Genomic DNA, 10,648 nt, shown 5'->3' with positions numbered 1-10,648 from the left:
AAAACATAGAGGGCTGAAATTCTGCGTAGGAGCGGTTAAAAAGGCCGGCATTATCCCTATGCGCTTGGTCACAGCAAGCACTGACCGCCGAACGGGGAGCGAGTTCAGCGCCGCCTTACAGCACGCCGTATACAGGAAACATTACATGATCGAGCAACCTCCATTGGCCGTTGCCGACGCCGAATCGCGCCGCTCAGCCGTCTACCTGGTCATGGCGCAGATCCCGGCAGGCAAGGTGGTGAGCTACGGAGAGGTGGCCGCGATGGCTGGGCTCGGGCGTGCTGCACGCTGGGTCGGCCGGCTGATGTCGCAACTACCCGACAGCACCCGCCTGCCCTGGCACCGGGTGATCGCCGCTGGCGGCCGAATCAGCCTGCCAGCCGGCAGCGCCGCCGGGCATGAACAGCGCACGCGGCTGCGCGCCGAGGGGGTGACCATCATCAACGACCGCGTGGACATACGTCGGCACGGCTGGCATTCGGCGGAGCACAGCGGGTAGAGTGTGCGCTTCATGTTCTGTCCCTGATTTGCCTTTATGTCCCGTGAAACCTGGCGCGCCGCGCTAGCCGCCTATGCCAGTCCAGCCTCACTGACTCTGCTGATCCTTGGCTTCGCTGCCGGGCTTCCTGCGATCCTGGTTTTTTCCACGCTTTCTGTATGGTTGCGCGAGGCGGGTGTGTCTCGCGAGACCATCGGTTTTGCCAGCTGGATCAGTCTCGCGTACGCATTCAAATGGGTCTGGTCGCCGATGCTCGACCAGTGGCGGTTGCCCTGGATCGGCGGCCTGGGCCGGCGACGCTCGTGGCTGGTGCTGTCGCAGGCGGTCATCGCGATCGGCCTGATCGGCATGGCCATGTGCAATCCGCAACAGAACCTGACCATGTTGATCGCACTGGCCGTGGCGGTGGCTTTCGCCTCGGCCACGCAAGACATCGCCATCGATGCCTATCGGCTGGAAATTGCCGAAGACAAATTGCAGGCCACGCTGGCCGCGAGCTACATGACCGGTTATCGCATCGCCATGCTGCTGGCCAGCGCTGGCGCGCTGTTTTTAGCCGAGTGGCTGGGCTCCAGCAACATCGAATACAACCAGGCCGCCTGGGCCACGACCTATATCGCCTTCGCTCTCCTCATCCTTCCGGGCCTTGTCACCAGCCTGTTGATTCCCGAACCCCAAGGCGCCGCGCCGCTGCCTCATGAGCCGTCCAGATTCAGCTTCAATCATCAGATGGCTGCGGTCGGCCTGCTGCTGGTGCTGCTGATTTCCCTTCCCGCAACGATCAACGCATTGATCGCCCAGGCCTGGCCACGTGCATCGCTGTATCTGCTGTTTATCATCGGTTCGCTGTCACCCTGGGGATGGTCGCTGATGGTTCCGGTGCGCCAGATGCTTCAACAGGCTGGCCAACGCCAGCGCCCGGCACGCTTCGATTTTGTCCATCAGGCCGTATCGGTAATCATCCTCATCATCCTCATGGTGTCTACAACGGGCATGTTCCAGTCCTACTGGGGCGGCTACTGGCCACGCGGCACCCTGTACCTGCTGATCTGCTGGAGCTGCCTCTCCGGACCGGGGCGGATTCTGATGGGGCCGGTGCTGACGCCCATCACCGACTTCATCCTGCGGTATCGCTGGCAGGCGCTGTTACTGCTCGGACTGATCGCCACCTATCGGATGTCCGATACGGTAATGGGGGTCATGGCGAATGTCTTTTATATCGACCAGGGCTTCAGCAAGGATCAGATCGCCAGCGTCAGCAAGCTTTTCGGTTTGATCATGACCTTGCTTGGCGCTGCGTTTGGCGGCTTGCTGATCGTGCGTTTCAGCATCCTGCCCATTCTGTTCATTGGCGGTGCGGCATCAGCCGCGACCAACCTCATGTTCATGTTGCTGGTGGAAATGGGCGCCAACCTCAACATGCTGATCGTCACGATCTCATGCGACAACTTCAGCGGCGGGCTGGCCTCGACCGCATTCGTTGCCTATCTTTCGAGCCTGACCAGTCTGAAGTTCTCTGCGACCCAGTACGCCCTGCTCAGCTCGTTGATGTTGCTATTGCCAAGGCTATTGGGCGGCTACTCGGGCGTGATGGTCGAGCATCTCGGTTACAGCCACTTCTTTCTGGTGACTGCGTTGCTCGGCATTCCGACGCTGGTACTGATTGTCTGGCAATGGACACGCAGTCGCCCGCAATCCACCGGCGCCGAGCCGATATCCTCGACCGAACATAGCTAAGAAAAAGCCGGCTGCTGCCGGCTTTTTTTCGCGCAGCACAGGTTCGTCTTCAGCACCTCCAGCAGGATCTTGGGCGCCCGTTTGATATCGGCGCCGTAGCCGCCGCTCGGCTAATGCTGCCAGCTGCACGAACGAGCGCGGGGTGATCAATCGCGGAAGTTATTGAATTGCAATGGCATCCCGAAATCCTTGGCACGCAGCAGAGCGATCGCTTCCTGCAGGTCGTCGCGTTTCTTGCCGGTTACACGTACCTGCTCGCCTTGGATGGCCGCCTGCACCTTGAGCTTGGCCTCCTTGATGTGCGCTACGATCTTCTTCGCCAGTTCCTTGTCGATACCCTCGCGCAGCACCACCTCCTGCTTGACGGTTTTGCCGGATGGATAAGGGTCTTTCAACTCCAGACACTGGATATCGATCTTGCGTTTGACCAGGCTCAACTTGAGGATTTCCAACATCTGCTCCAACTGGAAATCTGCGTCGGCGGTCAGATTGATGGTCAGTTCCTTGAATTCGAAACTGCCTTTGCCACGCAGGTCATAGCGCCGGTCGAGTTCCTTGACAGCGTTATCTACCGCGTTGGTTACCTCGTGTTTGTCGAGTTCGGACACCACGTCGAACGAGGGCATGGGCTTCCTCCTGTGGAAACGGCGCAAGGGTGTGACCCAGCGCGCTTAGCTTGACGGTTCAAATGCGCCATCATTATAACTGTTCGCGCTGCTCAGGCCTTTCCATTCCTGGTGCAGCCCCTCTCCATCTCCGAGCCCCTGAATGCCCAACCCCCAACTCAGCATCCTGGTGGTCGACGACGCCAAGTTCTCCAGCGTGATGATAGGTCGCGCGCTCAGCAAGGCCGGGTACGAAGACATTCGTTTCGCCAACAGTGCCAGCGCGGCGTTGGAGCTGATCGAACAACGCCCCGCCAATGTTCTGCTCGCTGACTGGCTGATGCCGGAAATGGACGGTCTGGAGCTGACCGCTCAGGTCCGCCAGCAGGACGAGATGTCCGATCATTACACCTACATCATTCTCCTGACCGGCCGCGACGGCCAGGACGTGCTGAGCAAGGCCTTCGATCACGGCGTGGATGATTTCATCGGCAAGTCGGTGATGAACGACCAGCTCGTGCCCAGGGTGTTTGCCGCCGATCGACTGTGCGGCTCACTGCAGCGGCTGATGCGCGAAAACCGTCTATTGACCGAAACCATCGCCAGCCTGGAAAAGCGCAACCTGATCGACCCGATCACCGGGCTCGGAAACGCTCGTTACCTGCATCGGCGCCTTGGCGACAGCGTGCGCCAGATCGAAAGCCGTGGCGGTGCGCTGTGCTTTCTGCTGATAGGCTTGCCGGAGGTTTCCAGCCAGCGGGAACGCTACGGTGAACAGTTTCCTCAGGACCTGCTGCGAAGTGTCGCGAGGCGTCTCCAGCAGCTGCTACGCCCGCTCGACGTGCTCGTTCGCCTGGACCATCGCCATTTCGGCGTGCTGACGCTGATTGATGACGTGCGCGGGTGCTCTCCGAGCAGTTTCAAGCGGCTGCATGAAGGGCTCAACCTCAAGGCGTTCAAGACCGACCAGGGCTTCGTTTCAATCAAGGCCGGTATCGCGATGATCAGCCTTGATGCAAGCGCGCTGCCGGTCGATCCCCAGCGGATCATCGCAGAGGCCGGCTCGTTATTACCTGACGCATACGCCACGGGTCGTATCGTGCCCATGCGCTACAAGCAGCCCGCCTGATGGCAGGCACCTGGCACGTACTGGGTGCCGGCAGCCTGGGCGGGCTGTGGGCGACGCGCCTGTTTCGCGCCGGCGTGCCGCTGCGCATCATCCTGCGCAATCCCCAACGGCTTGCCGAGTACCACGCCGCGGGAGGGCTTGCGCTGATCGAGAACGGTGCGAGCCGTGTCTATCCAATACCCGCAGAGCTACCAGAGGCGACGACGCCGATAGAACGGCTACTGGTCGCCTGCAAAGCCTATGACGCGGAAGCCGCCGTCGCGGAACTGGCGCCGCGACTTGCCGAACAGTCGGAAATCCTCCTGCTGCAAAATGGCCTGGGCAGCCAGCAGACCATTGCGGCACGCTGGCCGGAGAGCCGCTGCATCTTCGTTTCCAGCACCGAAGGGGCTTACCGTCAGGCCGACTTTCGAGTCGTGCATGCCGGCCGGGGCCAGAACTGGCTCGGCGATCCGGTCAATCGCCCAGCACCGCCCTGGCTTGCCGAGCTGGACATGGCGGAGATTCCGTACGTCTGGGCGGACGACATCATGGCCAAACTCTGGCGCAAGCTGGCGATCAATTGCGCCATCAACCCGCTTAGCGTGCTGAACGATTGCCGCAACGGCGAATTACTGAATCAGCCCGAGCCGCTGCACCGGCTCTGCAGCGAGCTCAGCGAGGTGTTGCGGGCATGCGGCCAGCGCGCGGCCGCCGATGGGCTCGAAGCGGAAGTGTTGCGCATCATCGAGGCGACCGCGCAAAACTATTCATCGATGCATCAGGACGTGCGGAGCGGGCGCCGAACCGAAGTCGGCTTTCTGCTTGGGCAGGCTTGCCGGGCCGCACGTCAGCAGAGCCTGGCAACCCCCGAGCTGAACGAACTGTTCGAGCGACTCCAGACGCTCCTGCGCCGTCACGGATTGCCCGCCGACTGAGCCCCCGCTACCCTGCAGAAACACCCTTCGCCCGTGCCTGCCATGACCCTGCGCCAGCGCCTTGAAAATCTTCCGGTCGGCCGCAAGCTGCTGATCGCTTTGCTCGTGCTGCTGGCAGCCTTGCTGCTGGTCTCCAACCTCACGTTTATCAGCGCGGCCTATTGGATATCGCGGCAGAGCGTCGCGCCCCAGGCGATGCATACCCTCGGTGAGCTGTTGGCAACTCCCGAGCTGAGTCATCGTGCCCTGGAATCCAAAGCGGCTGCTGAGGAGCTGCTGGGGAAGCTGAACGAATATGCGCCACTGCGGGCGGCTGTGGTCTATGACCGCACGGGGCGCAGCCTGGCTGAACTGTATCGTGGCGATCGGCTGGACTTACCGCAGCAGGTGAGCGACCTGCCTGCGTGGCAGAAGAGCGAGATGCGCGCCAATCTGTTGATCGAGCTGCCCCAGGCCGCGGGGCCACCAGGTCATCTGTTGATGGTCGCCAGTAGCGAACTGCCCGGCGCGTTTTACACGGGCACCTTGACCGCCAGTATCGCCATACTCTTGGCCAGCCTGCTGCTCTGGGCGCTGGTTGCACGACAGATCCGCCAATTGATCACCCGTCCGATTCGTGACCTCGAAGCCCTGTCCCGCCAGGTCACCCGGGAAGAAAACTATTCGCTGCGGGCGACACCGAGAAACCGGGACGAAATCGGCCACTTGGCCGATGCCTTCAACACCATGCTGTCGCGCATGGAGGCTCGCGAGCAGCAGCTCAAGCGTGCCCGAGACGATGCCCAGGAAGCCTTCGATCACGCCCAAGGCCTGGCGGAGGAGACCCGTCATTCCAACCGCAAGCTCGAGCTCGAAGTCCAGGTTCGCAGCAAGATCGAAAAGAAACTCACCGGCTTCCAGAACTACCTGAACAGCATCATCGACTCGATGCCCTCGGTGCTCATTGCGCTTGATGAGCAACTCTACGTGACCCAGTGGAATCAACAGGCCAGTGTGCTATCCGGAACGTCAATCGATGACGCCCTGAACCAGCCCGTTTTCATCGCCTTCGAGCCGCTAAGGCCGTTCCTGAGTCAGATCCGTCGTACATCAGAGCGCCATCAGGTCGAGAAGATCGAACGTGTCACCTGGGCCTTCAATGGTGAGCCTCGGCATTATGCGCTGACCTTCTACCCCCTGATGGGCGGTGGCGGTCGGGGCGTGGTGATCCGCATCGACGACATTACCGAGCGGATCAACATGGAGGAAATCATGGTGCAGTCGGAAAAGATGCTCTCGGTAGGCAGCCTTGCCGCAGGTATGGCACACGAGATCAACAACCCCCTCGGCGCCATCCTGCACAATGCGCAGAACATCCGCCGGCGGCTATCGCCTGAGCTTGAGCGGAACCGTGATGTCGCGCTGGATACCGGGGTCTCGCTGGAAGCCGTCAACCTGTACCTGCAGCAAAGGGAGATCCCGCAACTGCTCGACGGTATTCAGCAAGCCGGATCGCGAGCGGCCAAGATCGTCAGCCACATGCTGAGTTTCAGTCGCCTGAGCAACCGGCAACTGGCGGAGTGCCCACTGGCCGTGCTTATTGACCAGGCGTTGGAGATTGCCGGCAACGACTTTGCGCTGATGGACGGTTTCGACTTCCGCTCCATCGAAATTCTCCGAGACCTCGATCCCCAGGTGGACCGCGTCCCCTGTATCGCCAACGAGCTCGAACAGGTGCTGCTGAACTTGCTGAAAAACGCCGCCCAGGCTATCCATCAGAAACCGGAGCGAGGCCGCGGGCAGATCATCCTGCGCACACGGCTGAATCCGCCTTGGTGCGAAATTCAGGTTGAAGACAACGGCAGCGGAATTCCTGAACATATCCGCAAGCGAATCTTCGAGCCCTTTTTCACTACCAAGGAGGTGGGCCAGGGAACCGGGCTGGGTCTTTCCGTTTCGTATTTCATCATCACCAACAATCACAAGGGCCAGATGGAAGTGCAGAGCAGGCTGGACCAGGGCACCTGCTTTACGCTGCGCCTGCCGCTGACATCCACTACCGAACCCAACAACAGCTGAATCAAGGAATCCAGATGGGCAACCGACTCTCGAAGATTTACACCCGCACCGGTGATGCCGGAGAAACCGGCTTGGCCGACGGCCGCCGAGTGCCCAAGGATCATCCGCGAATCGAGGCGATGGGCGAAATCGACACCCTTAACAGTCAATTGGGCCTGTTGCTGGCCGAGCTGGCCGAAGCCCAGGCGCGCTGGCCAGACCTGGCCGAACTGATCGAAGTCCTGGGGCCCTGCCAGCATCGTCTATTCGACCTGGGTGGTGAGCTGGCGATGCCTGAGTATCAGGCGCTGACCGACACCGAAGTCGCCCGCCTTGAGGCGGCAATCGATCATTGGAATCAGGAGCTGGGCCCGCTGGAAGATTTCATCATGCCGGGCGGCTCACGACTGATTGCCCTTGCCCATCTGTGCCGAAGCATGGCGCGCAGCAGCGAGCGCCGTTGCCAGCAACTCAATGCAATCGAGCCGCTACGCGCGGTCGGCCTGGCTTACCTCAATCGCCTGTCGGACCTGTTCTTCGTAGTGGCCCGGCTGATTGCACGGCGTCAGGGCTGCGCTGAAATCCTCTGGCATGCGGCCAGTGCGCCTGGCGATGCCTGAGCAAACGCGGCGGCGCGAGCGCTTGATCGACGGGCTGCACGCGGCCTGGGAAGTCCTGATCATCCTGCTGGTGTGCATCAACCTTGGGCTCATCCTGTTCGATAGCCTGTTCATTTTGCAGCCGATCAACGACCTTCTGGCCGAATGGGCTCCCGCCCTGCATCAACGCTACGACGCGCAGATTCACCAGAATTTCCAGCACATCGACCTCGCCTTCGTCGCGATTTTCGTCTTCGACGTGCTGCTAGGGTGGATCGTCGCATTGTTCGAACGCCGCTATGCACGCTGGTACTACTACCCCTTTGCGCACTGGTATGACGTGCTCGGTTGCATTCCGTTGAGCGGCTTGCGCTGGCTGCGGGTACTGCGTGTCGGCAGCCTGTTGATCCGTCTGCAACGGTTGGGCCTGATCGACATGCGGCGCTGGGCGGTGTTCGGCCTGGTCAACCGCTACTACCTGTTGTTGCTCGAAGAACTATCCGATCGCGTCATGGTTCGCCTGTTCAGCCGCATGCAGCAGGAGATCGGAGCCAGCGACGACCTTTCCCGCCGCTTGCTGCAAGTGGTGGTCAGACCGCGCAAGGAACGGCTGCTCAACGACCTTTCCCGTCGCATGCACAGCATGTTGGAGAGCGGCTACCGGGACAATCGGGGAGCCATCGAAGGCTATGTCGGCGGACTGATTCACCAGGCCCTGCTGAACAACCCGGAGGTGATCCGACTGCGCCGCCTGCCCATGGGGGGTCGAGTCGCCGATACCCTGGATGAAGCGCTCAGTGATATCGCCGCCCAGCTCCTTCAAGGCGCCGCCGAAGGACTTCACAGCCCGCAGTTCCAGAGACTCGCACGAAACCTGGCCGACGAGTTTTTCGAGGCCTGGATTTACCAGGACGAGAACACCGACCTGGCGCTCGAAGAGCTGCTGGTGGATGTCATCGAAGTCCTGAAACAGCAGGTCCTGGATCGACACTGGAGCCGGTTTGTCAGCCCCATTCAGCCCCCCTCACCACCAGGTTAGCGGCGGTTCGCTGCGGCGACGCCTTGCTGCTGGTCGAGCCGGGCCCCGACTACCATTTCCGTCGCCCAGTTAACGAGGATGTCGGTATAGGCCTTCTGGCAGCTATCACTGGTCAGCGCATGATCGGCGCCAAGGATGATCCGGTGGGTCAGGGAGTGCGTCTGATGGAAAGCGGCGCGGTAACTCATGATGGTGCTGTGCGGGACCAGGTGATCGTGTTCGGACTCGACGATCAGCACGTCGCCGCGAAAGTCGGCGCAGGCTGCCAGTGCACGGTTTTCCTCCGGCACGACTCGTCGGCCGCGCAGTTGGTTGAGCAGGTCCCGGTTCAGCTGGCGCTTGGGCACCATCCAGTCATCGTCCCCGTACAGCGCCGGAACCCGCATGGCCAACCACTTCACGGGTCTCAGGGCCGTAAGCAAGGCCGCCAGATAGCCGCCGTAGCTGGTGCCCACCACGGCAATCGCCGATGGGTCGATGTTCGGGTGTTGCGCCAGCAGATCGTACGCGGCCAACAGATCATTGAGATTCTGCTCGCGCGTAACGGTTTGTTGCTGCGCCAGCGTCAAGGCATGGCCGCGCAGGTCGAAGGACAGGCAGATGCAGCCCAGCCCCGCTATACCTCGGGCGCGTGTCAGGTCACGTTCCTGGCTTCCCCCCCAGCCGTGCACGAACAATACGCCGGGCAGTTTGGTTGGCGGTGAGAGGAAAGTACCGGCGATATGTTCATCGTCGACCGGGATATCTACGCATTCACTCTGAGTCGCCATAATCCTCCACCATTACGTACTTGGTGATAAAGCCAACCTCGGCGTCTTCGTCGCGGAACAGTACGGTCGCACCGGACGGAACTACTTGCGACTCACCATAAACCTCAACGGTAGACGCCCGTACTGCCCCGCTCTGGCCCTGCATGAGCGTCTCAAGCGCTGCGATTTCGGCACCACTTGCGCCACCGATGCGCCATGACTGCTCCAGCACACCGGAACAGGCACGACCACGACCATCGACGCCCTGGGCAATGTCGTAGTTACGACGGGACGCGAAAAATCCTCGAAAGCACGCCGATGCGGCATCGTCGTAGACCTGCGCTTGCATAATGGCCAGCCGGGCCTGCTCCGGAAGATCGAGCCTCAGCAAGGCCTCGAAGTCACCGTCCGACACGACCAGATCTGATCCGCCGTAAACCCTCTCGCCAGAATTGTCGGGCGTCAGGCGCTGAGTCCCGTAGTAGCTGAGCGTTCTCCCCGCCACCCGAATTTGTCCAACACTGAAGGTCGTCACGGGCTCCAGGTTGGCCTCGAGCACCAGCCCGTACTGAGCCAACTCCTTCTCGTCAACGTGTTCCAGCGCATTATCCAGCTGCTGCCCGGTATTGATGCGTTCCTGCCCTCTCCCGCCGGTGGCTCGCACTGGTTTCAGCCTCAGCGAACCTTCATGCAACAGCCGCCGCCCGGCTTCGCGGGCATCTGCGAGCGAAAAGACGCTATAGCCGGGAAGCACGCTGCCACTGACACGCGTGGCGAAGTCACGAGACCAACCAACTGGCGCATCTGCATCCGGACGCACCAGTGGATGCGTGATGGCCTTGGTTTCGATGAATGCCTGCGGTACCACGCCACCGAACAGATCGTCCTCATCATCGAGGCCTAGCTCTCGGGCCGCGTCTGTACCGATGATGGTGCCAGACGGCACCAAATACAGCGGATGCGAATACTCGATGGACCGGTCGTACTCACCGAGAAACGCCAGGCCTTTAATTGCCGCTAGACGCTTGGCCAGATGCTCATGCACGGCCTTTTCATGTCTGGGGTCTCTGGACCTGTTGGCCAGAGTCACCACTGCCCCGCGGGGCGTTTGCGGCGCATCCGCATTGGTCATCTGAGGACTCGCTCCATGGACTGCTGATACGTGCACGGCGAGCGGATCGATAACCGCCCGTTTCGCTCGTCACCACCCGAGCCAAAGCGGATCCGGTGTAACAAGGTAGACCTTGGATATCGACTATCTATCCTTCGAATCGGAGCCCGTGGGGGTCTGCACGTCAGCAGCCGGAATCGAGTAGGGGAACAGACCTTGGCCTGCG

The 10,648-nt window shown here is 61.1% G+C and carries 10 protein-coding genes; 7 read left to right on the top strand and 3 right to left on the bottom strand.

Going from position 1 to position 10,648, the window contains the following annotated elements:
- Window positions 1-145: 145 nt before the first annotated feature.
- Window positions 146-499: an MGMT family protein gene (locus NA637_RS22645; RefSeq protein ID WP_256074783.1), complete on the top strand. Its 354-nt coding sequence runs from the start codon at window positions 146-148 to the stop codon at window positions 497-499.
- Window positions 500-535: 36 nt separating this feature from the next.
- The gene (locus tag NA637_RS22640) at window positions 536-2,236 is read left to right on the top strand and encodes an AmpG family muropeptide MFS transporter (protein ID WP_256074782.1); all 1,701 of its coding nucleotides are present in this window, start codon (window positions 536-538) and stop codon (window positions 2,234-2,236) included.
- A 146-nt stretch (window positions 2,237-2,382) separates the two neighbouring features.
- Here the strand turns inward: NA637_RS22640 and NA637_RS22635 are convergent, their stop codons facing one another.
- Window positions 2,383-2,862: a YajQ family cyclic di-GMP-binding protein gene (locus tag NA637_RS22635; protein WP_256074781.1), complete on the bottom strand. Its 480-nt coding sequence runs from the start codon at window positions 2,860-2,862 to the stop codon at window positions 2,383-2,385.
- 142 nt (window positions 2,863-3,004) lie between these two features.
- Here NA637_RS22635 and NA637_RS22630 point away from each other — a divergent pair, with 142 nt between their 5' ends.
- The 5 genes from NA637_RS22630 to NA637_RS22610 are packed head-to-tail and all read left to right on the top strand — an operon-like array spanning window position 3,005 to window position 8,562.
- Entirely contained in the window at window positions 3,005-3,970 is a 966-nt protein-coding gene (locus NA637_RS22630; protein ID WP_256074780.1) for a response regulator, read from the top strand.
- Window positions 3,970-4,887 carry a putative 2-dehydropantoate 2-reductase gene (locus NA637_RS22625; protein ID WP_256074777.1) on the top strand — a complete coding sequence of 306 codons (918 nt, stop codon included), beginning with the start codon at window positions 3,970-3,972 and terminating at the stop codon, window positions 4,885-4,887. The genes NA637_RS22630 and NA637_RS22625 overlap by 1 nt, the downstream gene beginning before the upstream one ends.
- A 42-nt stretch (window positions 4,888-4,929) precedes the next feature.
- Window positions 4,930-6,945, top strand: coding sequence for a sensor histidine kinase (locus NA637_RS22620; RefSeq protein WP_256074776.1), 2,016 nt, complete (start codon window positions 4,930-4,932; stop codon window positions 6,943-6,945).
- A gap of 14 nt (window positions 6,946-6,959) precedes the next feature.
- Entirely contained in the window at window positions 6,960-7,544 is a 585-nt protein-coding gene (locus tag NA637_RS22615) for a cob(I)yrinic acid a,c-diamide adenosyltransferase (protein WP_256074774.1), read from the top strand.
- On the top strand, window positions 7,537-8,562 hold the full coding sequence (locus NA637_RS22610; protein ID WP_256074772.1) for an ion transporter: 1,026 nt from the start codon (window positions 7,537-7,539) through the stop codon (window positions 8,560-8,562). The genes NA637_RS22615 and NA637_RS22610 overlap by 8 nt, the downstream gene beginning before the upstream one ends.
- On the opposite strand, the gene NA637_RS22605 is transcribed toward NA637_RS22610, so the two are convergent.
- The gene (locus NA637_RS22605; RefSeq protein WP_256074771.1) at window positions 8,559-9,332 is read right to left on the bottom strand and encodes an alpha/beta hydrolase family protein; all 774 of its coding nucleotides are present in this window, start codon (window positions 9,330-9,332) and stop codon (window positions 8,559-8,561) included. The genes NA637_RS22610 and NA637_RS22605 overlap by 4 nt on opposite strands.
- Window positions 9,316-10,443, bottom strand: coding sequence for a DUF3182 family protein (locus NA637_RS22600; RefSeq protein ID WP_256074769.1), 1,128 nt, complete (start codon window positions 10,441-10,443; stop codon window positions 9,316-9,318). The genes NA637_RS22605 and NA637_RS22600 overlap by 17 nt, the downstream gene beginning before the upstream one ends.
- Between the last annotated feature and the right edge of the window lie 205 nt (window positions 10,444-10,648).

Origin of the sequence: Stutzerimonas stutzeri (genome assembly GCF_024448935.1) — a bacterium.
Lineage (GTDB): Bacteria > Pseudomonadota > Gammaproteobacteria > Pseudomonadales > Pseudomonadaceae > Stutzerimonas > Stutzerimonas stutzeri_AO.
Note: the sequence above shows the minus strand (reverse complement) of the source record. Positions and strands in the feature narration are given on the sequence as shown.